Below are 24,435 nucleotides of genomic sequence, written 5' to 3'. Positions count from 1 at the left end.
GGAGCGGGTGTGTCGCCTGTCACTTTGGCCGTCCTTCTCCCGGGCGTACCGGCGTCCCCCGACGCTGGCCAGGCCCCGACGCCTAGTCTTCTCCTGTCCGCATGCGCGTCCACCGGCGGGGATGTCGCGTGGCGCACAGTCGCTGCGGGTCGCGCAGCCGGTTACCCACCGGGCAAGATGTTTCGAACCACATCCCTGAGGGGTCGCCTGAGTTACGGGGCTGGATCAGCCCGCCCGGGCGCACCGAGCCGGAAGCCAGGAGACGACATGTCCGATTTCAAGCCGGGTCTGGAGGGCGTCGTAGCCTTCGAGACCCAGATCGCCGAACCCGACCGCGCGGGTGGATCGCTGCGCTACCGGGGCGTGGACATCGAGGATCTGATCGGCCAGGTCTCCTTCGGCAACGTCTGGGCGCTGCTGGTGGACGGCCGGTTCGGCCCCGGCCTGCCGCCGGCCGAGCCGTTCCCGGTGCCGGTGCACTCCGGTGACATCCGCGTCGACGTGCAGTCCGCGGTCGCCATGCTGGCCCCGTACTGGGGGCTCAGTCAGCTTCTCGACATCTCCGACGCCCAGGCCCGCGAGGACCTGGCCCGGGTGTCGGTCACCGCGCTGTCCTTCGTCGCCCAGTCGGCGCGCGGGCTGGGGCTGCCGGCGGTGCCGCAGAAGGAGATCGACAAGGCGGAGACGATCGTCGAGCGCTTCATGAAGCGGTGGCGCGGCGAACCCGACCCCCGCCACGTCAAGGCCGTCGACGCGTACTTCATCTCGGCCGCCGAGCACGGCCTGAACGCCTCCACCTTCACCGCCCGGATCGTGGCCTCCACCGGCGCGGACGCCGCGGCCTGCATCTCCTCCGGCATCGGCGCCCTCTCCGGCCCGCTGCACGGCGGCGCCCCGTCCCGGGTGCTCAGCATGCTGGAGTCGGTCGAGCGCAGCGGCGACGCCGAGGGGTACGTCAAGGGCGTGCTCGACCGCGGCGAGCGGCTGATGGGCTTCGGGCACCGGGTCTACCGGGCCGAGGACCCGCGCGCCCGCGTGCTGCGGCGGACCGCCAAGGAGCTGGGCGCGCCCCGCTTCGAGGTCGCCGAGGCGCTGGAGAAGGCCGCCCTGGCCGAGTTGCAGGCCCGCCGCCCGGACCGCGTCCTCGCCACCAACGTCGAGTTCTGGTCGGCCGTGGTGCTGGACTTCGCCGAGGTGCCGGCGCACATGTTCACCTCGATGTTCACCTGCGCCCGGATGGGCGGTTGGTCCGCGCACATCCTGGAGCAGAAGAAGCTGAACCGGCTGGTCCGCCCGTCCGCCACCTACGTCGGCCCGGGCACCCGCAAGCCGCAGCAGGTCGAGGGCTGGGACGCCATCCCGCACGGCGTCTGAGATGCAAGGAGGGGGCCCCGCTTGACGTTTTCGGCATCGGCGGGGCCCCTTACCAACGCCCGACCTGTGGCGTACGCCTCAGCACTCGCGGTGGGACCAGCGGGTGGTGCCGGCGGAGCGGGTGCGAGGATGAAGGCCGGCAGCGCTGCCGGCCGGGTTCGGATCCCGGCCGCCCCGTGCGTCCGGCGCACGAGCCGGTCGCCGGTCCGCGCCCGCAGGAAGGGCCCGCCCTCGCCCATGCGGAAGGATCGAGAAAACCGTGGCTGACGCACCGACCATCCGGATTCCCGACGACCTCAAACCCGCCGACGGCCGTTTCGGCTGCGGCCCGTCCAAGGTTCGTCCGGCGGCGGTCTCCGCGCTCGCCGACGTCGCCACCAGCTACCTGGGCACGTCGCACCGGCAGAAGACGGTCCGCGACGAGGTCGCCCGGTTGCGCCGGGGAATCGCCGAGTTCTTCTCCCTCCCCGAGGGCTACGAGGTGATCATCGGCAACGGCGGCACCACCGCGTTCTGGGAGGTCGCCACGTTCGGCCTGGTCCGCGACCGGGCCCAGTTCGCCAGCTTCGGCGAGTTCGGCGCCAAGTTCGCCAAGTCGGTCGCCGACGCCCCGTTCCTGGGCGAGCCGACCGTGCGCAAGTCCGCGGCGGGCAGCGCCCCGACGCTGGTCGCCGAGGCGGGCGTGGACGTCTACGCCACCCCGCACAACGAGACCTCCACCGGCGTGGCGGTGCCGATCAGCCGGGTGCCGGGCGCCGACGAGGGCTCCCTGCTGCTCGTCGACGCCACGTCCGGCGCGGGCGGGCTGGACGTCGACGTCGCCGAGACCGACGTCTACTACTTCGCCCCGCAGAAGTGCTTCGGCTCCGACGGTGGCCTTTGGCTGGCGCTGATGTCGCCGGCCGCGCTCGCCCGGGCCACCGAGATCAAGTCCTCGGGCCGCTACATCCCGGCCTTCCTGGACCTGGTCACCGCGATCGACAACTCGCGGCTGGAGCAGACGTACAACACCCCCGCGCTGGCCACCATCTTCCTGGCCGCGGAGCAGACCGACTGGATGAACTCCCAGGGCGGGCTGGCCTGGGCGGCCAAGCGCACCGCCGAGAGCGCCGGCATCGTGTACGGCTGGGCCGAGCGCTCGTCGTTCGCCACCCCGTTCGTGGCGGACCCGGCGCTGCGCTCCAACGTGGTCGCCACCGTCGACTTCGCCGACGGGGTGGACGCCACCGCGATCGCCAAGGCGCTGCGCGCCAACGGCATCGTGGACACCGAGCCCTACCGGAAGCTCGGCCGCAACCAGCTCCGGGTCGCGCTCTTCCCGGCCGTCGAGCCGGCCGACGTCGAGGCGCTCACCGCGTCCATCGACTACGTGGTCGAGCGACTCTGATCACGCCGTGACGCTGGGTGGTCGTCGAGGCTCCGGCGGCCACCCACCGTGATCATCGCCCCAGCTCAGTCGCGACATGCCGGGGTGTCGCAATCCCCATCGTCGGGTAGATGAGCGTACGGTGGTGGGGACGCCCCGGGTGGCCGGCTCGTGGCGTGACGGCCAGCGAAGCGGGACGGAGGCAAGCCCATGCGCCCAGTACGCTTCGTCGCCCTTTCCGAGGACGGCCAGGCCCTGGTGCTCACCGACGAGGTGGGCCGCCTGCTCGCGCTCCCCATCGACGAGCGCGTGGCCTCGGTGCTGCACGCCGAGCCGGGTGCGACCCCGCTCGCGGTGGTGCCGGCCTCCACCGATCCCACGCCGTCGCTGTCCCCGCGCGACATCCAGGCCCGGATCCGTTCCGGCGAGTCCGCTGAGGACGTCGCCCGCATCGCCGGCGTGCCGGTCGACCGCGTGCTGCGCTACGCCGGGCCGGTGCTCCAGGAGCGGGCCATGCTCGCCCAGCACGCCCGCCGCACCCGGCTCAAGGGCGCCGAGAAGCCGACCCCGCTGGCCGAGGTGGTCAACGGCCGGCTGGCCCAGCACGGCATCGACACCGAGAAGATCTCCTGGGACGCCTACCGCCGCGACGACGGCACCTGGCGGATCATCGCCACCTGGCCGTCCGGCAAGGCCACCGCCCAGGCGGTGTGGGATCTCGACAAGTCCCGGCAGAACGTCATCGCGCACGACGACATGGCGCAGTACCTCTGCGCCGAGCGGCCCACGCCGATCCTCGGCCAGGAGCCGGCGCCCGAGCGGGGCGGCCACGCGCTGCCCGGCCCGTCGCGCGGCGAGCCGAGCCGGGGCGGGCACGGCCTGCCGTCCGGGGTCGAGCAGGCCCGTCCGGGGCGCGACCCGATCCGTGCCGGCCGGGACGCGCTGCTCGCCTCGCTGGACCGGCCGCTCGGCGGCACGTCCGGGCGCGGTCTCGACACCCGTTCCCCGGCCGCGCTGGCCGGTTCGGAGGCGCCCCGCCAGCGGGCCGTCGCCGGGGGTGCCGCCGCGCTGCTCGGCGGCGGGCAGGGTTCGGCGTTCGACGACGACTCGGACGCCCCGAAGGAGATCCCCGCCGTGCCGTCGTTGGCCGTGCTGCGGCCTCGGCGCACCGGCAACCCGCCGCAGTCCGGCGGCTCCGGCACCGAGTCCGGCGAGGCCGGCGGCAAGCCACGCAAGCGGCTGCCGAGCTGGGACGACGTCCTCTTCGGCAGCGGTCCGGCGGCCCGCGAGTCCTCCTGATCGACCGTTGGCGTGCCGGGCACTCGACGTGCCCGGCGGCCACCGGCCCGCAGGTCCTCCTGATCGACCGGTGACGTGTCGGACATCCCACGTGCCCGGCGGTCACAGGGGCCAGGCGGCGAGGCGGGTGTGGTGGGTGCGGGTGCCCGGGTGGCTGCGGACCAGGACCAACTCCTCGGCGGGCCACTCGGGGCCGGCGTACCCGTGCAGCGTCTCCCGGTCGGCGCGCACGTCGACGCGGTCGCCGGGGCGGGCGATGGTCAGGTGGGGCCGGAACGGCTTGTCGTCGTGCGGCAGTCCGGCCCGTCGCAACGCGTGGCGGACCAGGCGGGCCAGCGCGTCCAGCGCGTCGGTCTCGCCGCGCACGTCCACCCAGAGCACGGTGGAGCGGCCCTGGCCGAAACTGCCCCCACCGCCGAGGCGCAGCCGCGGTGCGCTGCCCCGACCGTCCCGGAAGGACTCCGCGGCCATACCGAGCGCGCTCGTCACCTCGACCAGCCGGTCGTCCGGCACCTCACCGAGGAAGGCGAGCGTGAGGTGAAGGTGCGCGGGGTCGGCGAGCCGGACGTTCACGCCGGCGGCGGATGCGACGCCGACGCGCAGCCCGACGACCCGGGTGCTGAGGTCGGCGATTGCCGCCGCAGACGGGTAGACCGCCGCGAAGAGCCGCACCCGGTCAGCGGTGCCGTTGGTGGTGCGCCGCCCGGGCGGCCGGCAGCGTCAGCCCGGCGGCGTGCAGCAGCCCCTCCACCCGGACCCGTTCGATCTCCCGGTCGACGCCGGCCAGCTCGGCCAGGTGCTCGGCGATGCCGAGGGCGTGGCAGGCGGCGCGCAGCCGTTCGTCGTAGGCCTCGATGACCGCGCCGTGCCACACCACCGAGCGGTCGGCGGCGGCGAGCCGGTGGCCGCCGAGCCGGCGCAGGTCGGTGGCGAGCTGCTCCAACGGGCGGCGGCCCGCCCGTTCGAACTCGGTCAGGTCGATGTCGCGGGTCAGCGCCTCGGCCTCGATGGCGCGATCGAGCCGGGCGATGGTGCGGCGCTCCCGGCGCTGCTCGCGCCACTCGGCCCACCCGCAGGCGAACCGGTCGATGATCTCGTCGGCGCAGAAGACCAGCGCGAACACGGCGGGGAGGCAGCAGACAGCGAGGATCGCCAGCGCCAGCAGCAGCCCCTGCCCCAATCCCACACATCGACGCTAAGCCCTGTCGGACGCACCCGCCACCCGATTGCCGAAACCGGGCGGTACGCATTCGTGCGGTGTTGAGCGGGGCCCCCTCCTCTGCAGAATGCGTCAAGAGGGGGCCCTCCTTTCACTCGGCCCGGGGGGACACCACGTAGAAGCGCGGCATCGGCAGCACCCGCAGGCGCAGGCGGGCGCCGGAGCGGCGCAGTTGCCAGGTGAGCGCCAGCAGCGCGGCGGCCAGCGAGATGAGGCCGCCGATCCAGATGCTCGCGCCGGCGCCGAACGTCTCGGCCGTCCACCCGATGATCGGCGCGCCGACCGGGTTGGTGCCCAGGAACACCAGCACCCACAGCGCCATCACCCGGCCCCGGAAGGAGGCGTCGACGCCGAGTTGCACCCGCTGGTTGGCGGCCTGGGCGAAGAAGATCATGAAGAACCCGGTGGGCGGCAGCAGCGCCACCACCATCCAGTACGCGGGGGCGAGCCCGACCAGCGTGCCGAAGCTGGCGCAGCCGATGGCGGCGCCCAGCACCAGCCAGACCGAGGGGCGGCTGCGCCGGCCGGTGCCGGCGAGCGCGCCGACCAGCGCGCCGACCGCCAGCACGGTGCTGAACAGCCCGAACGACGCGGCGCCGGTGTTGAAGACGGTCTTGGCGAGCGCGGCGAGGGTGAGCTGGAAGTTGAACAGGCTCATCCCGATCACCGACATGACGACCATCGGCAGCAGCAGGTCGGGGCGGCGCGCCACGTACCGCAGGCCGTCCACCACCCGGGCCTGGTCCCGTTCGCCGGCCGGCGGCAGGTCCTTGCGGTGCAGTTCGGCGGGGCGCATCTTGACCACGTTGACCAGCGGCGCGACGGAGCTGAGCGCGGTGACCAGGAAGACCGGGCCGACGTCGAACGCGGCGATGGCCAGGCCGGCGACGGCGGGGCCGATGATCCGGGCGGAGTTGAACACGGCCGCGTTGAGCGAGAGCGCGTTCGGCAGCAGCGTCACGCCGACCAGCTCGGAGACGAACGCCTGCCGTACCGGGGTCTCGACCGCGTTGGCGACACCGAGCAGCGCGGCGAACGCGAACACGTGCCAGAGCCGCACCACGCCGGTGACGACCAGCATGCTCATCCCCAGCGCCAGCACGGTCCAGAACGCGTTGGCGACGAAGAGCAGCATCCGCTTGTCGTACCGGTCGGCGAGGCGGCCGGAGAGCAGCGTGAGCAGGAGTACGGGGGTGAACTGCAACGCGGTGACCACGCCGAGCGCGGTGGCGGAGTTGTCGCTCAGCTCGAGGACGAGCCAGTCCTGGGCGATGAACATCATCCAGACGCCGATCAGTTTGATCAGCTGCCCGGTGGCGAAGAGTCGGTAGTTGCGGACTCGTAGGGACTGGAACATCGTGCTCAGCTTGGCCTGCACTCTAGGTGCGCCTCCTCGCGTCAGGTACGCCTCATCGACAACTGACGAAGCGGACCGCGCGACGCGGGGTCAGCCGCGGGCGATGCCCTGGAGGATCTCGGCGGCCCGCCGCAGCGTGTCGCGTTCCTCCTCGGTGAGCGCGGCCAGTCGGCCGGCCAACCACTCGTTGCGGGCGCGCTCGAACTGGTCGAGCACGGCCCGTCCCCCCTCGGTCGCCGCCAGGATGACCTGTCGTCCGTCGGTCGGATGGGGGGTGCGCTGCACGAGGCCGCGCTCCTCCAACTTCGCGACGATCTTCGTCATCGTCGGTGGCTGCACCCGTTCGACGTCGGCCAGTTCCCGTGGCGTGAGGGCGCCCGCCAGCTTGAGGCTGGTGAGCGCCGACAACTGGGTGACCGTGAGGTCGCCGACCGGTCGGGCCTGTCGGACCCGCCGGTTGAGCCGGGTGATCGCATCACGCAGCTGGGGGGCCAGCTGCGCCGGTGGCACGCGTTTCGCCGTCACCGTCCGCTCCGTCACACTCGTTAGCTTAACTAATGAGCCTGGCTAACGACGTTCGTTATGACCAGGCTCACCAGCGTCAGAGCAGCACGGACTCGATCGGCCCGCGCAGGAAGTACAGGATGAAGAGCGCGGCCACGCCGTACAGCAGGGGGTGGACCTCCCGGGCCTTGCCCTTCGCCAGCTTCACCAGGACATAGCTGATCACGCCGGCCCCGATGCCGTTCGAGATGGAGTAGGTGAACGGCATCAGCACGATGGTGAGGAACGCCGGGATCGCGATCTCGTAGTCGGTCCAGTCGATGGTCCGGACCGCCGTCATCATCAGGAAGCCGACCACCACCAGCGCAGTCGACGCGGCCTCGAACGGCACGATCGCCGACAGCGGCGCGAGGAACATGGCCAGCAGGAACAGGCCGCCGGTGACCAGGTTGGCCACGCCGGTCCGGGCGCCCTCACCGACACCGGCGGCACTCTCGATGTACGACGTGTTGCTCGACACCGACGCCGCGCCACCCGCGGCGGCGGCGATCGAGTCGACCAGCAGGATCTCCTTGGCGCGCGGCGGGGTGCCCTGCTCGTCGAGCATGTCCCCCTCCTGGCCGATCGCGACCATCGTGCCCATGGTGTCGAAGAAGTCCGTGATCAGCAGCGTGAAGACGAACATCAGCGGGACCAGCCAGCCGACCCGGGTCCACGAGTCCAGCACGTTGAAGTTGCCCAGCAGCGACAGGTCCGGCAGGTCCACCACCTGCTTCGGCAGCTCGGGCACGTTCAGCGCCCAGCCCTTCGGGTTCGGCTTGCCGTCGACGAAGGAGGGGCCGATGTTGCCGACCGCCTCGACCACGACGGCCAGCACGGTGGAGGCCAGGATGCCGATCAGGATCGCGCCGCGCACCCGGCGTACCACCAGCACCACCGTGACCAGCAGGCCCACCACGAACACCAGCATCGGCCAACTGACGATCTTGCCGTTGATGCCCAGTCCGACCGGCACCGTGCTGTTCGCGGCGTCCGGGACCCGCCGCACGAACCCGGCGTCGACCAGACCGATGATGGTCAGGAACAGGCCGATGCCGACCCCGATGGCGGTCTTGAGCTGCGTCGGGACCGAGCGGAACACCGCGGTACGCAGCCCGGTGAGCACCAGGATGCCGATCAGCACACCCTCGATGACCACCAGACCCATCGCGTCCGCCCAGGTCATCTGCGGCGCGATCTCGAAGGCCACCAGCGCGTTCACGCCCAGCCCGGCGGCCAGCGCGATCGGGAATCGGGCCACCACCCCCATCAGGATGGTCATCAGGCCCGCGACCAGCGCGGTCGCCGCGGCCAGCGCCGGGATGGCGAGGGTACGCCCGTCGGCGTCCTCCGCCCCGCCGAGGATCAGCGGGTTCAACACCACGATGTACGCCATCGTGAAGAACGTGGCGAAGCCACCTCGGATCTCCCGACCCGTGGTGGACCGGCGGGCGGAGATCTCGAAGAAGCGGTCGAACGCGTTGCGCGGGTGCGCGGGATCGGGCGGTGTGCCGTGGTCCGCCGGCGGGGCAATGGACATCGGGTCCTCATCTTGTCGATCAACCGGTTTTGTCGCGCGCATCGTGCCAGATCACCCGGCGGACAGGGAAGGACGATCACGTACGCTGGGCCGGTGCCCCAGGAGCAACAGCCGCGGCCGGAGCCGCTCGACCCGCCGATGGTGCCGTTCGCCGTCGCCGGGCTGATCGCCTGGGCGGTGGCCGGCCTGGTGCTGCTGATCTTCTGCCGGGGCTGGCTCACCGCGCACGGCCACCAGAACTGGCTCTGGACCTGTCTTGCCGGTTTTCTGTGGGGCTTTCCCGGTTTGGCCACCATGATGCGGCACGACGCCAACCGGCGTCGCCGTCGGGCCGCCGCCGCGCGTCAGCGCTGACCGGTCAGGAGTGCGCGTACGGCTCCGCCGGCTCGGCCGCCTCGGCGGGAGCGGGGGCCCCGCCGACCGGCACCGCCTCGACCGCGCTGTCGTCGTAGATGGTGGGCAGCTCGGCGACCGGCGTCTCGGTGGTGTCGACCAGCGTCTCCGAGTGCGCGCCGCAGCCGTGGTCGGCGCTCACCACCCGACCGTCGTCCGGGGCGAAGAAGTTGCCGCACGCCCCGAAGGACTGCCGCAGCGAGCCGGCCAGCGGCAGGTAGAAGCCGCAGGTCCCGCAGCGGGCGGCGGCCGGCGCGGCGGTCGAGATGGCGGCGTCCGGGCCGTGGTCGCCGTCGTACCACCGCTGGGCGGTGTCCGCGCGCCCCTCCCGGGACAGCACCCGGGCCCGGCCGAGGCCCAGTTCCCAGGCGGTCTCCTCCACGGCCGGGTCGTCGGAGAGCAGGTATCCGGGGGCGAGCCGCTCGTCGTCGGCCGGGGTGGGCAGCAGGTCGCCCGGGCCCAGGTCGCCCGGCTGGAGCCGCTCCTGCCAGGGCAGCCAGCCGGGGGCGAGCATCGCGTCCGAGCCGGGCAACAGCACGGTCTCGCAGATGGTGACGTGTCTGCTGCGCGGCACCCGGGTCACCGTGACGGCCCAGCGCCAGCCGCGATAACCGGCCATCCGGCAGTCGAAGTAGTGGGTGACGACCCGGTCGCCCTCGGCGACGGCCTGGAGGTGGTCACCGACGTCGGTCGGCTCCACCTCGGTGATGGCGTCGCGGGCCACCTCGACGGCGGCGGCGCAGACCTGGTCGAGCCGGGGGGCGCGGGCGGAGGCGGGCCTGGTCACTCCACCATTGTTCCCCATGCCCGTCGGCGGGTTCTCTCCGGGTGATGCGGCACGCACGGAGTAGATGGGTCAGGATGGGACACATGGCGCTGTCCTCCCGCTCCGGCCGCTCCTTCCTCGGGCGGACCGTGGGCACCGGCATCCGCGCCACCCGGCTGTTGCTGCGGGGCTCGCTGCACGGCGGGCGCTGGATGACCCGCCGGGCCGGCACCGCCCGGGCCCGCAGCGCCGGCAACGAGGTGGGCATGGTCCGCCTGTTCGACCTGCACGCGCTCTCCTGCGCCGGCGACACGCTGATCGCCATCGGCCTGGCCGGGACGATCTTCTTCGACGTGCCGCTGGGCGAGGCGCGCAACAAGGTCGCGCTCTACCTGCTGGTGACCATGGTCCCGTTCGCCATGCTCGCACCGGTGGTCGGCCCGTTGCTCGACCACTTCCGCCACGGCCGGCGGTACGCGCTGGCCACCACCATGCTCGGCCGGGCGTTCCTGGCCTGGCTGATCTCCGACTACATGGGCGGGCTCGGGCTCTACCCGGCGGCCTTCGGGGTGCTCGCCCTCTCCCGGGCCTACGGGGTGGCCCGTTCCGCCGCGGTGCCCCGGCTGCTCCCCGACGGGTTGGGGTTGTCCCAGGTCGGCGCGCGAGCCAGCGTCTACGGCACGGTGGCCGGCGCGCTGGTCGCCCCGATCGGCTTGGCCGCGTTCTGGTTCGGGCCGCAGTGGCCGCTCCGGGTCGCCACGGTGATCTTCCTGATCGGCATGGTCGTCTCGCTCCGGCTGCCGCCCAAGGCCGACTCGGAGCCGCCGGAGCGGATGCCGCACCCGCTGCGGGCGATGCGCCGCCGCGACGGCGAGCGCCCGCTGGGTCGGGGTCGCCCCGCCGGCCGCCTGGTGATCGCCACGTTGATCGGGGCCGCGGCGCTACGCGGGATCTACGGCTTCCTGCTGCTCTTCCTCGCCTTCACCATCAAGGCCGGCGACCTGACCACCGACTTCTTCGGCCGTGAACTCGGCGCCCAGGCCGCATTGGGCCTGGTCGGCGGCGCGCTGGCGGTGGGCACGTTCCTGGCCACCGCCCTCGGCACCCGGCTGCGCATCCACCGGCCGACCGCGATCCAGTCCAGCGGCTCGATCATCGTGGCCGGCGTGGCGCTGCTCGCCGCGATCAAGTTCTCGCTGCCCATGGTGGCGCTGCTCTGCCTGGTGGCGGCGCTGATGAGCGGGATCGCCAAGCTGGCGGTGGACGCCTCGATCCAGGAGCGCATCCCGGAGCGGCTGCGGGCCAGTTCCTTCGCGCACTCGGAGACCGCGCTGATGCTCGCGTTCGTGGCCGGCGGCGGGCTGGGGCTGGTGCCGTTCACCGGCCTGATCGGGGTTGCGGTAGCCGCCGGCGTGGCCGCGCTCGTGGCGGTACGCGGTGTCCTGATCGCCGGCCGACTGCGCGGCGAACACCTGGTCGGTCGCCCGCTCGGCGACGACGAGGTGGTCAGCGGTCGCCCGCTCGGCGACGACGAGGTGGTCAGCGGTCGCCCGCTCGGCGACGACGGGCGGGCGACGCCGCCGGTCACCTCGTTCGACGACCCAGTACCCACCTCGCCCGCGCCGCAGCGGGTCGACATCCCCCCGCCGGACGACGACGCGCTCGCTCCGCCCGGCTTTCACATCTACCGCCCCTCCTCGTCGGTCGGCGGGGTCGGGGCGGCGGAGGACGAGAACCGACGCGATCCCCGGGGGCCGGTGGCGTGACCGTTCTGCTGGTGGTCACGGCGGTGCCCGCCGAGGCCGAGGCGGTCCGCGCCGGCCTCACCGAACCGACCGTGACGGTACGGCCGGTCGGCGTCGGCCCGGCCGTCGCCGGCGCCGCCACCGCGCGACTGCTGGCGCTGGCCGAGGCGGCCGGCCGGCCGTACCGGGCGGTGGTCAGCGCCGGCATCGCCGGCGGCTTCGTCGGCCGGGTCGCGGTCGGCGGCACCGTGCTGGCCGACCGCAGCGTCGCCGCCGACCTCGGCGCCGAGTCGCCGACCGGGTTCATCCCGGTCGAGGAGCTGGGCATGGCACCTGAGCTGCTGGGCGGCGGCCGGACCGTGCCCGCCGACCCGGCCCTGCTGGGCGCGCTGCGCGCCGCGCTGCCCACGGCCACCGTCGGCACCGTGCTCACGGTCAGCACCGTCACCGGCACCGCCGCCAGCACCGCCACGCTCGCCGACCGGCACCCGGACGCCGTGGCCGAGGCCATGGAGGGGTACGGCGTCGCCGTGGCCGCCGCCCACGCCGGGGTCCCCTTCGCCGAGCTGCGGACCATCTCGAACCCGATCGGCCCCCGCGACCGTGGCGCGTGGCGCATGCGCGAGGCGTTCGCCGCGCTCACCACCGCAGCCGCGGCTCTCCACTGACCGGCAGCTCGAACCGCATCACCGCGGCCCCTCTCGACTCGATCCGGAAGCCGCATCTGCGCAGCAGGCCCACTCCCGCCTCGTCGGCGACGGCGTGTGCCGACGGCATGTCGCAACGGGCCATTTCGGCGGTCAGCGCAGCCACCAGCCGCCGACCGATTCCGAGAAGCCGGTACGCCGGCGCCACGAGTACCCCGTCCAGCACGAGGTGACACCGGCCCGGCAACGGGAAGCCGAGGAGCAGTTCGTCGCTGCGCTCGTGTGCGCGCAGCTCGCCGATCAACTCGCCGTCCGGCAGTTCGGCGACGAATCGCCAGGACGTCGCCGGCAGCGCCGGGTCGAGGTGTCGCCGGACCTGACACTCCCGGCGTACCCGGGCCCGGGCCCGGTCGCGGTCCCGGTGTCCGCGGTCGAGTCGGTAGGTCACGGCCGGCAGGGCCGACGCGTAACCGGAGAGGGCCGGGAAGTGCGCCCACCAGGCCCCCGGCCAGTCCTTCGGCTCGCGGACCTCGCGGGCGTCCAGGTGCGCCGGGCAGTGCCGCCCCGCCGCATCCCGCAACTGTTCCGACACCGACGGCAGCGACTGATGCGTCCCGCCCGGGGGCGCGATGGTGACCCGTCCGCCCGCTGCCACGACCAGCCGCTCGACGGTGCGGAAGCTCGACCCCACCGACCGCCCGGACTCGATGCGGGCGACCGTCGTCTGCGGGACTCCCGATCTCTCGGCGAGCTCACGCTGACTCAGGTCGGCCGCCCGGCGTAACGCCCGCAGCGTCGCTCCCAGATCCGTCGCTCCCAGATCCGTCGCTCCCAGATCCGTCGCTCCCGGGTCTGGCGCTCCCGGCTCTGGCACTCCCGGATCTGGCGCCCGCGGATCCGGGTTCGGTTCGGCGTCGGTCACCGTGCCATGGTCGACCGTCACCGCGCCGTCCTCCACCCTGCGGCATTTTCCTGTGGATAACCATGGCCTGTGGATAACCATGTGGAAAAGCCATTCCGCTGGGGACGAGGGGATCGCGCGAGGTCCCTGCAAACTTGATGGCAACGGTGAGTCAGGTCTTCTGCCGGGCGGTGCACGGCCCGGCGTGCTCGGCCCGACGTGCTCAGCCCGGCATGCTCAGCCCGGCATGCTCAGCCCGGCATGCTCAGCCCGGCGTGCTCAGCCCGGCGGGAAACCTGGCCGGTGGAAACGTGCTCGGCGGAGACCGGCCAGGCGGTGACTGCATGCGTGGACGTGGGTGAACGACCGGACCGATGGCCGACCCGTTCACGCCATCAAGTTCGCAGGGGCCGGCGAACGACCTCTCCGCCACCCGGGAGCGAGCGAGCCGCGTCGGTCACACCGGTCGGGCCGGGGTGGCGGCCGGCGCCGGCGACGGAGTTACGGTGAACGGGTGGCGCTCTCCCTGGCGATCTCCCCCTGCCCGAACGACACGTTCGTCTTCGACGCGCTGGTGCACGGCCGGGTGGCCGGGGTGCCGCCGGTCGAGGTGACCTACGCGGACGTGGACGTCACCAACACGGCCGCCGAGCGGGGGGCGTTCGACCTGGTGAAGGTGAGCTACGCGGCGCTGCCGTGGCTGCTCGACGACTACCACCTGCTGCCCTGCGGCGGCGCGCTGGGCCGGGGCTGCGGCCCGCTGGTGCTCACCCGGGGGGACCGGACCGACCTGTCCGGCGCGACGGTGGCGGTGCCCGGCGAGCGGACCACGGCTTACCTGCTGTTCCGGCTCTGGGCCGCCGGGCAGACGCCCAAGCGGATCGAGGTGGTGCCGTTCCACGAGATCATGCCGGGCGTGGCGGCCGGCCGGTACGACGCCGGCCTGGTGATTCACGAGGCCCGCTTCACCTACCCGCGCCACGGGCTGACCGCCCTGGTCGACCTGGGCGAATGGTGGGAGGGCGACACCGGGCTGCCGATCCCGCTCGGCGCGATCCTGGCCCGCCGTGGCGCGGTCGACCCGGTCGAGGCCGCCGCCTGGATCCGGGAGTCGGTGCGGCAGGCGTGGGCGGACCCGGAGGCCAGCCGCGGGTACGTCCTCGCGCACGCGCAGGAGATGGAGCCCGACGTGGTGGACCGGCACATCGGCCTCTACGTCAACGAGTTCACCGCCGACCTGGGTGAGGCCGGCTTCGCCGCCGTGGAGGCGCTGCTGGGCCGGGCCGCCGACGCCGGGCTCGTCCCTCAGACCTCCAGCTCGCGCGCCACCGCGTGGACCAGCTGAGCGATCTTCTGCGCGGCCTTGCGATCCGGGAAGCGCCCCCGGCGCAGGTCCGGCTGGACCTTCGCCTCCAACACCTTGATCATGTCTTCGACCAGGCCGTGCAGTTCCTCGGCCGGCCGACGCCGCAGCTCCGCCACGGACGGCGGCGCCTCCAGCAACTTCACGCCCATGGCCTGGGCGCCCCGCCGGCTGTCCACCACGCTGAAATCGACCCGCTGGCCACCCTTCAGGTCGGCGACACCCGCCGGTAGCGCGCCCTTGGGCAGGAACACGTCGCCACCCTCGTCACTGGTGACGAACCCGTATCCCTTGGCCGCGTCGTACCACTTCACTCGACCCGTCGGCACCTGTCGAACCCCGCTCCACTCGAACCGTCTACCCCTCCAAGGCTAGCCCGATGATCCGGTCCACCGCCGCCGGGAATTCGCCGAGATCATCAAGCACCACTTCGGCCCCGGCCGCGCTCAACTCGGCCACCGAGCAGGGGCCCGTTGCCACTCCCACGCCTGGGATTCCCGCTGCTTGTGCGGCCGCCATGTCGGCCACGTGGTCGCCCACGTAGAGCGTCGCCCCGTGCTCCCGCAGCGCGGTCGCCTTCTGCTCCGCGAACAGGTCGCCGGCCAACTCGTCGACCGCCAGGTCGAGGTGGTCCAGGTGCAGTTTCGCCAGCCGGCCGATCTTCGAGGTCACCACCATCACCCGCCCACCGCGCTCGTGCACCGCGCGCACCGCGGCCTCCGCGCCCGGCATCGGCACCGTCGGCGTGATCGCGTACGCGGGATACAGCTCGCGGTAGAGCGTCACCGCCTCCTCGATCCGCTCCGGCGGAAACCAGTGCGCCAGCTCGGTACGCAGCGGCGGACCCAGCCGGGACACCGCCAGTTCCGCGTCCACCGGCACGCCGGTGCGCTCGGTCAGGGCCCGGTAGGCGGCGGCGATCCCGGGACGGGAGTCGACCAGGGTCATGTCGAGGTCGAAGCCGACCATCAGCGGAGGCATGCCGAGAACGTACCCAGCGGGCTAGCGTGGTACGACGATGACCACCTCACTCGCCGACCATCTGCGGGCCCTCCCCGACGAGTCGCTGGCCGCCCTGCTCCAACTGCGGCCGGACCTCGTCGTGCCGGTGCCGGCGGACGTGTCCGCTCTCGCCCTGCGCGCCCAGTCCCGGGTCTCCGTGGCCCGGGCGCTCGACGGGCTGGACCAGTTCACCCTCCAGATCCTCGACGCCGCCCGGCTCACCCGGGGCCCCGACGGAGCCACCTCCACCGACCAGATCCTCGCCACGGCCACCGCCGGGCCGCACCCGCCCGCCCCGACCGCGGTCCGGGCCGCCGTCGACCGGCTCCGGGCGCGGTTCCTGCTGTACGGCCCCGAGCACGAGCTGACCGTGGTGGGCGGCGTCGACGAGGTGTCCCCGTACCCGGCGGGGCTGGGTCGCCCGGCGGCGGAGCTGGACGCGCGCGCGGCGGCCCTCTGCGCGGACCCGGCGAAGCTGCGGCGGGCGCTGCTCGCCGCGCCGCCGTCGGCCCGGGCGGTCCTGGACCGGCTCGCCGCGGGGCCGCCGGTCGGCACCGTGGCGCCGGGCGCGCTGGAGGCCCCCGCCACCGGCGGCGAGGACGTGCTCCCGCCCGACCTGGTCAACGGCGGCGCGCCCACCGGCTCCCCGATCCGCTGGCTGGTCGAGCACCACCTGCTGGTGCGGATGTCCGGCGGCCCCCACGGCACGGTCGAGCTGCCCCGGGAGGTGGGGCTGGTGCTGCGCCGCGACACCGGCCCGCTCGGCCCGCTGCGCACCAGCCCGCCCGAGGTGTCCGCCCCGCCCCGGGAGACCAAGGCCGTCGACTCGGCCGGGGCCGGGCAGACCATGGAGGTGGTCCGGCACACCGAGGCGCTGCTGGAGGCGCTTGTCGTCGAGCCGGCCCCGGTGCTGCGGTCCGGCGGCGTCGGGGTACGCGACCTGCGCCGGCTCTCCCGGGTGCTCGGGCTTGACGAGCCGACCACCGCGCTGATCTTCGAGGTGGCGTACGCGGCGGGGCTGACCGGTGAGCTGGAGCTGACCGGCGCGGCCACCACCCGGTACGGCGGTGACCAGCAGATCGCGCCCACCGGCGGGTACGAGGTGTGGCGCGCGGCGTCGCTCGCCCAGCGCTGGGAGCAGCTCGCCCGGGCGTGGCTGGCGATGACCCGGCAGGTGGGTCTGGTCGGCCAGCGGGACGACCGGGACCGACCGATCTCGGTGCTCTCACCGGAGGCGGAACGCGCCGGTGCGCCGGCCGCCCGCCGCGCGGTGCTCGCCGTGCTGGCCGACCTGCCGGCGGCCACCGCACCGACCCCGGACGAGGTGCTGGCGCTGCTGGAGTGGCGGGCGCCCCGGCGGGCCCGGGGACGGGAGACGGCGCACCGCGACGTGCTGGCCGAGGCGGCCCGGCTCGGGGTGACCGGGCTGGGCGCGCTCACCTCGTACGGGCGGCTGCTGCTGGCCGAGCTGGCCGACGCCGACGAGCGCGGCGACGACCCGCTGGGGCTGCGCTCCGACGCCGAGTCGGGCGACCCGTCGACGGCGGTACGCGCGCTGGACGGGCTGCTGCCCGCCCCGGTCGACCACGTCCTCGTGCAGGCCGACCTGAGCGTGGTGGTGCCCGGCCCGCCCGACCCGGCGCTCGCCGCCGAGCTGGACGTGGTGGCCGAGCACGAGTCGGCGGGCGGGGCGAGCGTGCACCGGGTGACCACGGCCAGCATCCGGCGGGCCCTCGACGCCGGGTACACCGCCGACGACTTGCACGCGCTGTTCCGCCGCCGGTCGCGGACCCCGGTGCCGCAGGGGCTGACCTATCTGGTGGACGACGTGGCCCGCAAGCACGGCGGGCTGCGGGTGGGTGCGGCCGGGGGCTACGTGCGCAGCGACGACGAGGCGCTGCTCACCGAGGTGCAGGCGGACCGGCGGCTGGAGTCGCTGGCGTTCCGCCGGCTGGCCCCGACCGTGCTGGTCACCCCGTACCAGGTCAACCGGATGCTGCTCGCGTTGCGCGACGCGGGATACGCGCCGGTGCCCGAGGACGCCAGCGGTGCGACGGTGCTGTCCCGGCCGAAGAACCGGCGGGCCCCGGCCCGGACGCCGCTCACCGGCCGGACGGTGGACCCGCTGGCCACGCCGAGGCTGCCGATGCCCCGCCTGCTGGGCGTGGTGGAGCAGATCCGCCGGGGCGAGGCGGCGGCCCGGGCGGCGCGGCGGGCCCCGGCGGTGCTCCGCGGCGGACCGGCGGTCACCGGCCCGACGGCGGTGCCCGGGCACGGCGACGCGTTGGCGGTGCTCCAGCAGGCGGTACGGGACAAGGCGCGGGTCTGGGTGGGTTACGTCGACGCGCATGGGGCGACCGCGTCCCGGCTGGTCCGGCCGGTCTCCATCGGCGCCGGCTACCTGCGCGCCGAGGACGACCGCACCGAGATGCTGCACACGTTCGCGCTGCACCGGATCACGGCCGCCGTGCTGGAGGAGTGAGTCACCGTGCTGGAGGAGTGAGTCACTCCCCGTTGCGGCGCAACGTGCCGATCACCGAGATCGCCAGCAGCAGCGCGAACGCCGCGCCGGCGGACTCGCCGACCGAGTCGACGAAGCCCTGCCGCTGCACCAGCAGCCCGAAGAGGAACCAACCGAACACGCCCGCGGCGGCGGTCGCGTAACCGACAAGCACCGCGGTGGAGACCTGCGGCGGCGTCCGCTCGCCCTCGGGAAGCACGTCCTGATCGACGGTCATGCCAGCCCCTCCCCGCCCGGTGGTGGACCCGCTCCCAGCGTACCGGCAGCTCAGGTGCCGGGACGGCGGCCGATCACCACCACGCGGGTGCCGACCGAGCCCAACTCCCAGAGGCGGACCGCGTCGCGGTGCAGCAGGTTGACGCAGCCGTGCGAGCCGATCGCGCCGTTGTGCAGGTAGGTGGTGGTCTCGTGGAAGCCGATGCCGCCGTTGAACTGCTGCCAGTACGGCAGCCACACCTCGTACGGGTTGGACCACTCGCGCAAATTCTTCCAGCCGACCGAGTACGTGCCGGCGGGCGTGGCGTAGCCGGACATGCCGGTGCGGGTGACGGTCGGGCCCAGCACCACCGCGCCGCCACGCATCGCCCACACGGTCTGCCGGGTCAGGTCCACGCAGAACGTGAGCCGGGCGCCGGCCCGGCAGCGGGACACGTCGGTGTCGGCCAGCCGCTTCGCCACGTCGTACGTGGTGGGGCCGGCGCGACCGGAGGCCGGGCTGATGCCGTACCGGGTCTGGAACTTCTTGATCGCGACGCAGTCGGCGGCGGACTGCGCACCGTCCACGGTCAGCGTCCCGAACCCGCCCAGCCGGCTCAGGTAGCGCTCCACGGCCCGTTGGTGCTCGCCCTGCGGGCACCCGGCGGAGCGGCTCGGCTTCGGCTTGGGCTTCGGGGAGGCGGTCGCCGACGGCGACCGGGAGGGTTTCGGCGTGGCCGTCCGGCTCGGCTGCGCCGACGGGGACGTGGCCGACCGCTCGGGCGTGGGCGGCGCGCTCGCCCCCGATGCTCCCTCCGTCAGCCCGACCGGCGCGGGGGTGGTGACCCCGGCGCCCTCCGTCTGCGGATCGAGCGCACACGCGCCGACGCCGACCAGCACGACCACCGCCAGGCCGGCGACCCGGGCGAGAAACCGGACACGCTTCATGGGCCCTCCCTGGCAGTTGTCCCGCTTGCTAGACGTGTGAGAGGAGTATGACGTTGCCTGTCCAGCGAGACTTTTTTCTGACACTCCTCGGCGTGCAACACTGGATGGTCCGCCTTCGGCAGGTCAGCCGCCGTGCGGGCAGGGTTTCCGGGCCAGGCGAGGAGGACGCGGCGTGAGCGGTGGACCACTGATCGTGCAGTCGGACAAGACGCTGCTGCTGGAGATCGACCACCCGGACGCGCAGGCCTGCCGGATGGCCATCGCGCCGTTCGCCGAGTTGGAGCGCTCCCCCGAGCACGTGCACACGTACCGGCTCACCCCGCTGGGGTTGTGGAACGCGCGGGCGGCCGGTCACGACGCGGAGGGCGTGGTCGACTCCCTGATCACGTATTCGCGCTACCCGGTGCCGCACGGGCTGCTCGTCGACGTGGCCGAGACGATGGACCGGTACGGCCGGCTCCAGCTCGCCAACGACCCGGTGCACGGACTGGTGCTGCGCGCCCTGGACCGGGTGGTGCTGATCGAGGTGGCGAAGAGCAAGAAGCTCGCCGGCATGCTCGGCGCGAAGCTCGACGACGACACCATCGCGGTGCACCCGTCCGAACGGGGCCGGCTCAAGCAGGCGCTGCTCAAGCTCGGCTGGCCGGCGGAGGACCTGGCCGGGTACGTGGACGGCGAGGCGCACCCGATCGAGCTGGCCGAGTCCGGCAAGGACGGCGGCAGGCCGTGGACGCTGCGGTCGTACCAGCGGGAGGCGGTGGAGGCGTTCTGGGCCGGCGGGTCGGGCGTGGTGGTGCTGCCCTGCGGCGCCGGCAAGACGCTGGTCGGGGCGGCGGCCATGGCGGAGGCGAAGGCGACCACGCTGATCCTGGTCACGAACACGGTGGCGGGCCGGCAGTGGAAGCGGGAGCTGATCGCCCGCACGTCGCTGACCGAGGAGGAGATCGGCGAGTACTCGGGCGAGCGCAAGGAGATCCGTCCGGTCACCATCGCCACGTACCAGGTGCTCACCTCGCGGCGCGGCGGCGCGTTCACCCACCTGGACCTGTTCGGCGCCCGCGACTGGGGGCTGGTCGTCTACGACGAGGTGCACCTGCTGCCCGCGCCGATCTTCCGCTTCACGGCGGACCTCCAGGCCCGCCGCCGGCTGGGCCTCACCGCGACGCTGGTCCGCGAGGACGGCCGGGAGGGCGACGTGTTCAGCCTGATCGGCCCGAAGCGGTACGACGCGCCGTGGAAGGACATCGAGCAGCAGGGCTGGATCGCCCCGGCGGAGTGCACCGAGGTACGGGTGACGCTCACCGACGCGGAGCGGATGGCGTACGCGACGGCGGAGGCGGAGGAGCGCTACCGGATGGCGGCGACCGCCCGCACCAAGCTGCCGGTGGTCCGCGCGCTGGTGGAGCGGCACCCGCAGGAGCAGGTGCTGGTGATCGGTGGTTTCCTCGACCAGTTGCACCAGTTGGGGGAATATCTGGACGCGCCGATCGTGCAGGGGTCCACCACGAACAAGGAGCGCGAGCGGCTGTTCGACGCGTTCCGCTCCGGTGAGATCCGCACCCTGGTGATCTCGAAGGTGGGCAACTTCTCGATCGACCTGCCGGAGGCGGCGGTGGCGATCCAGGTGTCCGGCACGTTCGGGTCACGGCAGGAGGAGGCGCAACGGCTGGGCCGGGTGCTCCGCCCGAAGGCCGACGGCCGGCAGGCGCACTTCTACACCGTGGTCTCGCGGGACACCATCGACACCGAGTACGCCGCGCACCGGCAGCGCTTCCTGGCCGAGCAGGGGTACGCGTACACGATCGTGGACGCCGACGACGTGCTCGGCCCGAAACTGCCGACGGTCGAGTAGCGAACCGGGTCCGGCCGGTTGTCGGTCCACAGTGGCACAATCGTGGCCGTCACTGGAACACCGGAAGGGACCCGAGTGAAACGCCGTATTCTCTCCGCACTGACGGTCGCCACCGTCGGCCTCGCCGGCGCGGCCGTGGCGGCCTCGCCGGCCTCGGCAAGCGACGCGCCCGGCTTCGTCTGCAACCTCACCCAGAACACCTGGCTGCGAGCCGCACCGCACGGCATGGTGCTGCGCACCCTGACCGCCGGGCGTGGGTTCCGCGCGCACGGGGGCTGGGCCGAGGACGATGACGCCTGGGTGTACGGCCACGGCGCCGAGGACCCGACGCTGGACGGCTGGGTGCCGCTGGGCAACACGACCTGCTGATGCGGGGCTGCTGAGCGCGCAGCGGAGGGGACGGCCGAGGTGCGAGATGGCCGTCCCCTCCGACGCGTCAGCCCTGGCCGCCGGCGCGGAACGCGACCCAGGCGTCGCTCATCCGGTCGGCCTGGCCCGGGGTGAACATGTCCATGCAGGAGTCCTGCGTGTAGTCCATGAAGTTGTGGATCGGGTCGAGGCCGGGCGCGGTGCAGGTGTCCGCGCCGACCGGGCAGTTGAACTGCGGCGCCGCCTCACGCGGCGTGTCGGCGACGAAGTCGCCGGAGGCGGAGCAGCCGTGCGCGAACGTGTGCTCCAGCATCAGCCAGTGCCCCACCTCGTGGGTGAGCGTGTCGCCGAGCGCGTACTTGCCGGCCGTGCCGCCCGGCATCGACTCGTCGAGCATGACCACGCCGTCGATGTAGTCGCGGCCGTTGTTGTAGCCCTTCGGGAAGTACGCCCAACCGAGCAGCCCGCCGCCGATGTTCGCCGCGTAGACGTTGAGCGTGCGGGAGTCGCCGGTGTAGAGCGCCTTCTTCATGTCCCGCTCGTTCTTGCCCGGCTCGACCGTGTACCAGGCGCTGTTCACGGTCCAGGTGGTGTCGACGAGCGAGAAGCGGAACGGCGTGTCCGAGGCGTCGGCGGCGGTGCGGCCGGCGTACGAATCGTTGAGCACGGTCATCTGCGCCGCGATCAGCGTGTTCCACCGGGCCTTCTCGGCCGCGCCCAGCTCGTGGTCGGAGATCATGTGGAAGATCGTCGGCACGGTGACGCTGCCGTTGGCCAGACGCGGCACGTCCTTGATCACGCCGTACGCGTTGGCCTCGTTCTTCGAGTAGAGCTCCGGCTCCTGGGCGGTGGCGCCCTCGCTCACCCGGGCGACGCTGTGCTGGTCGGCGCCCGGCTGGCAGGCGGCGACCTGGGCGGAGGCGGTCACGGGTGCGGCCGTGGCGTGCGCTCCGCCGGTCAGGAACGTGGCGGCGGCCGTGGCCAGTACCGCCAGGTGGATTGTCGGTCTCCTGTGCATCGCTGCACCTTTCGAGAGGCATGAAAGGAACACGGAACCGACGCGGGGTTGTCAAAGCTGCGGGTCGATGACGTCGTCGTTCCGACATAAGACCACGTCAGCGGCCTCCGCAACAGCCCCCGCCCGCCCGAGACGGCACTACCTCCCGGCCCTTTCGAGCTGGGCGCAAGAACGACTCAGCGGGTGCCGATCAGGCAGACCGCTCGCCCACTTCCCGTTCGTTGACGTCGTCGACACTGACACCGCCTGCGCCGGGTCGTCCGTCAGCGACGCAGGTAGCGCGCCCGACGGCCGACCTCGCGGAAGCCGAGCCGGCGGTACAGCCCGGCCGCCGGGTTGTCGTCGTTGACGCAGAGCCACGCGGCGTCCGCGCCCACCTCGGCGAGCCCGCGCAGCACCCGAACCACCAGGTACGCGCCGACCCGCCGGCCGCGCCAGCCGGGCACCACGCCGACCTGGTCGATCCAGGTGTCGAGCACGGTGACGAAGCCGGCCGCGCCGCCGTCCGGCCCCCGCGCGACCATCGACAGCTCCGGTCGGTAGCCCTCGTCGTCGCGCAGGTCACCCAGCCACTCCTCGGCCGCCGGCTCGACGAAGCCGGGCCGGTCGGCGAACGACGCCCGGTAGGTGCAGAACAGCTCCGGGCCGAGGGTGGCCGGCTCCAGCGTGACGCCGTCCGGCGCGGCCACGTCGGGCGGCGCGTGGAGGTCGTGCCGCAGCACCCGCTCCAGGAACGTCCGCCGTAGTCCGCGTGCGACGAACAACGCCTCCGCGTCGACGGTCCACGTCTCGGTGGTGAACAGCAGACCCGCGTCGCCGGCCTGCTCACCGGCCCAGTCCAGCAGCCGGGTGCCGATCCCCCGCCCCCGCCACGCGGGATGCACCAGCCCGCATGCGCCGACCGGCGTGCGGTCCGCGTCGACGCTCACGGCCGCGACCAGGTCACCGCCGCGCCAGGCGCCGAGGGTACGCGTCTGGAGCAGCCGCGCCCGCACCAGTGGAGCACGCGAGAACAGCGGCAGTCCGCCGTCGACAGCGAGGCACGCCTCGACCAGCCCGGTCAACGCGGCAAGCTCACCCTCCCCATAAGCCCGCCACACCAGCCCGCCCCCCAGCCCCACGACGCACCCTCCCAACAGCGTTGATCTTGCAGTTTACGCCCCGGCAGAAGCCACGAAAACGGCATTTCCCGGACCACAACTGCAAGATCGACGGGGAGGGGCGGGAGGGATGAGAGGGAGGAGGGATGGGAGGGAGGGAGGGAGGAGGGTTAGAGGCGGCGGGTGTGGGGTGGGGCGGGGTGGGTGGGGTTGGCGTGGATCACGAGGGTGGCGCGGGCGGCGAGCGGGGCGAGCAGCCACTTCAAGGGCTGCTCGTGTTCGGTCGGGTCGACCAGGAGACGGTCGCCGGGGCGCAGGTCGAGCTGCGCGGCGATCTCCGCGGCCAGCCGCCGCCACGCGCCGAAGCTGGTGCCGTCCGGGGTGGCCGGGTCGGCCGGGTCCACGGCCGTGTAATCCGGCGGGTCGGCGGGGTGCCGCAGCACCTCGACCGACCAGTCCAGCCAGCCCGGCGGCGCCTCGTCGACCGGGCCGGGACGGACGCCGACCAGGTAGCGGTGGGTCCCCTCGGGTACGTCCTCCAGCCAGTCGTCGAGGCGCTCCGGGGTCACGAACACCGCGTCGAAGGGCCGGTCCGCGCCCGGCTCCAGCGCCGGCAACCCGGCCAGCGCCCGGGGCCGGAAGGACACCGTCAGCCCGACCGACCACGCGCCGAGCAGCACCGCCGCGGTACGCCAGTGCGGCGGCAGCAGCACCGCCACCCGGTCACCGGGGCGCAGCCCACAGCCGTGCCGCAGCAGCCCGGCGCTGCGGGCGACCCACGCGCCGAACTGCGACGCGGTCAGGTCGGTGCGTTCACCGGTGGCGTCGTCGAGGTAGCTGAGCAGCGGCTCGTCGGTGGCGACGGAAGCGGGTGCGGGTGCGTGGGTGGCCATCGGATGTGCTCCTCCCGGGCGGCC

Annotated in this window: 23 protein-coding genes and 3 pseudogenes; 11 read left to right on the top strand and 15 right to left on the bottom strand. The window is 73.4% G+C overall.

Going from position 1 to position 24,435, the window contains the following annotated elements; all coding sequences use genetic code 11:
- Positions 1–267 precede the first annotated feature (267 nt).
- From ACIA6B_RS11485 to sepH, 3 genes are all read left to right on the top strand, one after another.
- A complete protein-coding gene (locus ACIA6B_RS11485) occupies positions 268–1,374 on the top strand; it encodes a citrate synthase 2 (RefSeq protein WP_281943411.1) in 1,107 nt (368 codons plus the stop codon).
- 259 nt (positions 1,375–1,633) lie between these two features.
- Positions 1,634–2,761, top strand: a complete 1,128-nt coding sequence (gene serC, locus ACIA6B_RS11480) for a phosphoserine transaminase (protein ID WP_357294687.1) — start codon at positions 1,634–1,636, stop codon at positions 2,759–2,761.
- 189 nt (positions 2,762–2,950) lie between these two features.
- Positions 2,951–4,039, top strand: a complete 1,089-nt coding sequence (gene sepH / locus ACIA6B_RS11475; protein WP_396772630.1) for a septation protein SepH — start codon at positions 2,951–2,953, stop codon at positions 4,037–4,039.
- A 102-nt stretch (positions 4,040–4,141) separates the two neighbouring features.
- Here sepH and thpR read toward each other — a convergent pair whose 3' ends face one another.
- The 5 genes from thpR to ACIA6B_RS11450 all read right to left on the bottom strand — a co-directional run bounded on the left by thpR (position 4,142) and on the right by ACIA6B_RS11450 (position 8,698).
- Positions 4,142–4,711 carry an RNA 2',3'-cyclic phosphodiesterase gene (gene thpR / locus ACIA6B_RS11470; protein ID WP_396772629.1) on the bottom strand — a complete coding sequence of 190 codons (570 nt, stop codon included), beginning with the start codon at positions 4,709–4,711 and terminating at the stop codon, positions 4,142–4,144.
- A 4-nt stretch (positions 4,712–4,715) separates the two neighbouring features.
- Complete coding sequence (locus ACIA6B_RS11465) at positions 4,716–5,225, bottom strand: hypothetical protein (protein ID WP_396772628.1); 510 nt, start codon at positions 5,223–5,225, stop codon at positions 4,716–4,718.
- 124 nt (positions 5,226–5,349) lie between these two features.
- Positions 5,350–6,636, bottom strand: a complete 1,287-nt coding sequence (locus tag ACIA6B_RS11460; protein ID WP_396772627.1) for an MFS transporter — start codon at positions 6,634–6,636, stop codon at positions 5,350–5,352.
- A gap of 69 nt (positions 6,637–6,705) precedes the next feature.
- Positions 6,706–7,155, bottom strand: coding sequence for a MarR family winged helix-turn-helix transcriptional regulator (locus tag ACIA6B_RS11455; RefSeq protein WP_396772626.1), 450 nt, complete (start codon positions 7,153–7,155; stop codon positions 6,706–6,708).
- Positions 7,156–7,216: 61 nt separating this feature from the next.
- On the bottom strand, positions 7,217–8,698 hold the full coding sequence (locus ACIA6B_RS11450; protein ID WP_396772625.1) for an NCS2 family permease: 1,482 nt from the start codon (positions 8,696–8,698) through the stop codon (positions 7,217–7,219).
- Positions 8,699–8,836: 138 nt separating this feature from the next.
- Here ACIA6B_RS11450 and ACIA6B_RS11445 point away from each other — a divergent pair, with 138 nt between their 5' ends.
- Positions 8,837–9,052: a DUF2530 domain-containing protein gene (locus ACIA6B_RS11445; protein ID WP_374709276.1), complete on the top strand. Its 216-nt coding sequence runs from the start codon at positions 8,837–8,839 to the stop codon at positions 9,050–9,052.
- A gap of 4 nt (positions 9,053–9,056) precedes the next feature.
- Here ACIA6B_RS11445 and ACIA6B_RS11440 read toward each other — a convergent pair whose 3' ends face one another.
- On the bottom strand, positions 9,057–9,896 hold the full coding sequence (locus ACIA6B_RS11440; RefSeq protein WP_396772624.1) for a DUF3027 domain-containing protein: 840 nt from the start codon (positions 9,894–9,896) through the stop codon (positions 9,057–9,059).
- 65 nt (positions 9,897–9,961) lie between these two features.
- Here ACIA6B_RS11440 and ACIA6B_RS11435 point away from each other — a divergent pair.
- The 3 genes and pseudogenes from ACIA6B_RS11435 to ACIA6B_RS11425 form a co-directional block, all read left to right on the top strand.
- Positions 9,962–11,363, top strand: a pseudogene (locus tag ACIA6B_RS11435) (MFS transporter); the annotation flags it as partial.
- Between the two features lie 92 nt (positions 11,364–11,455).
- Positions 11,456–11,623: pseudogene (locus ACIA6B_RS11430) on the top strand (MFS transporter); the annotation flags it as partial.
- Positions 11,620–12,270, top strand: a complete 651-nt coding sequence (locus ACIA6B_RS11425) for a futalosine hydrolase (protein WP_396772623.1) — start codon at positions 11,620–11,622, stop codon at positions 12,268–12,270. The pseudogene ACIA6B_RS11430 and the gene ACIA6B_RS11425, both read left to right, overlap by 4 nt.
- Here ACIA6B_RS11425 and ACIA6B_RS11420 read toward each other — a convergent pair.
- Both ACIA6B_RS11420 and ACIA6B_RS11415 read right to left on the bottom strand, forming a co-directional pair.
- Positions 12,242–12,904: a GNAT family N-acetyltransferase gene (locus ACIA6B_RS11420; RefSeq protein ID WP_396773131.1), complete on the bottom strand. Its 663-nt coding sequence runs from the start codon at positions 12,902–12,904 to the stop codon at positions 12,242–12,244. The genes ACIA6B_RS11425 and ACIA6B_RS11420 overlap by 29 nt on opposite strands.
- A pseudogene (locus ACIA6B_RS11415) lies at positions 12,905–13,252 on the bottom strand (helix-turn-helix domain-containing protein); the annotation flags it as partial.
- 412 nt (positions 13,253–13,664) lie between these two features.
- Here ACIA6B_RS11415 and ACIA6B_RS11410 point away from each other — a divergent pair.
- Entirely contained in the window at positions 13,665–14,495 is an 831-nt protein-coding gene (locus ACIA6B_RS11410) for a 1,4-dihydroxy-6-naphthoate synthase (protein WP_396772622.1), read from the top strand.
- Here the strand turns inward: ACIA6B_RS11410 and ACIA6B_RS11405 are convergent.
- Positions 14,456–14,842 (bottom strand): cold-shock protein, encoded by a 387-nt coding sequence (locus ACIA6B_RS11405; protein WP_073826071.1) that lies wholly within the window; start codon positions 14,840–14,842, stop codon positions 14,456–14,458. The genes ACIA6B_RS11410 and ACIA6B_RS11405 overlap by 40 nt on opposite strands.
- Positions 14,843–14,870: 28 nt before the next feature.
- Positions 14,871–15,494, bottom strand: a complete 624-nt coding sequence (locus ACIA6B_RS11400; protein WP_396772621.1) for an HAD family hydrolase — start codon at positions 15,492–15,494, stop codon at positions 14,871–14,873.
- Between the two features lie 37 nt (positions 15,495–15,531).
- Between ACIA6B_RS11400 and ACIA6B_RS11395 the strand changes: the two genes are divergently transcribed.
- A complete protein-coding gene (locus ACIA6B_RS11395; protein WP_396772620.1) occupies positions 15,532–17,997 on the top strand; it encodes a helicase-associated domain-containing protein in 2,466 nt (821 codons plus the stop codon).
- Positions 17,998–18,019: 22 nt separating this feature from the next.
- Here ACIA6B_RS11395 and ACIA6B_RS11390 read toward each other — a convergent pair whose 3' ends face one another.
- Positions 18,020–18,253: a hypothetical protein gene (locus ACIA6B_RS11390; RefSeq protein WP_396772619.1), complete on the bottom strand. Its 234-nt coding sequence runs from the start codon at positions 18,251–18,253 to the stop codon at positions 18,020–18,022.
- Between the two features lie 50 nt (positions 18,254–18,303).
- Positions 18,304–19,179 carry a L,D-transpeptidase family protein gene (locus ACIA6B_RS11385; protein WP_396772618.1) on the bottom strand — a complete coding sequence of 292 codons (876 nt, stop codon included), beginning with the start codon at positions 19,177–19,179 and terminating at the stop codon, positions 18,304–18,306.
- Between the two features lie 172 nt (positions 19,180–19,351).
- Here ACIA6B_RS11385 and ACIA6B_RS11380 point away from each other — a divergent pair, with 172 nt between their 5' ends.
- Together ACIA6B_RS11380 and ACIA6B_RS11375 are read left to right on the top strand one after the other, a co-directional pair.
- Positions 19,352–21,031: a DNA repair helicase XPB gene (locus tag ACIA6B_RS11380; RefSeq protein WP_396772617.1), complete on the top strand. Its 1,680-nt coding sequence runs from the start codon at positions 19,352–19,354 to the stop codon at positions 21,029–21,031.
- A 75-nt stretch (positions 21,032–21,106) separates the two neighbouring features.
- A complete protein-coding gene (locus ACIA6B_RS11375) occupies positions 21,107–21,400 on the top strand; it encodes a hypothetical protein (protein WP_396772616.1) in 294 nt (97 codons plus the stop codon).
- Positions 21,401–21,467: 67 nt separating this feature from the next.
- Here the strand turns inward: ACIA6B_RS11375 and ACIA6B_RS11370 are convergent, their stop codons facing one another.
- From ACIA6B_RS11370 to ACIA6B_RS11360, 3 genes are all read right to left on the bottom strand, one after another.
- Positions 21,468–22,418 carry a zinc metalloprotease gene (locus tag ACIA6B_RS11370; protein WP_396772615.1) on the bottom strand — a complete coding sequence of 317 codons (951 nt, stop codon included), beginning with the start codon at positions 22,416–22,418 and terminating at the stop codon, positions 21,468–21,470.
- 263 nt (positions 22,419–22,681) lie between these two features.
- On the bottom strand, positions 22,682–23,539 hold the full coding sequence (locus tag ACIA6B_RS11365) for a GNAT family N-acetyltransferase (protein WP_396772614.1): 858 nt from the start codon (positions 23,537–23,539) through the stop codon (positions 22,682–22,684).
- A gap of 149 nt (positions 23,540–23,688) precedes the next feature.
- A complete protein-coding gene (locus tag ACIA6B_RS11360; protein ID WP_396772613.1) occupies positions 23,689–24,411 on the bottom strand; it encodes a TIGR03089 family protein in 723 nt (240 codons plus the stop codon).
- Between the last annotated feature and the right edge of the window lie 24 nt (positions 24,412–24,435).

This window comes from Micromonospora sp. NPDC051141 (assembly GCF_044455765.1).
Taxonomy (GTDB): domain Bacteria; phylum Actinomycetota; class Actinomycetes; order Mycobacteriales; family Micromonosporaceae; genus Micromonospora.
This window is presented reverse-complemented; position numbering and strand designations above follow the sequence as displayed.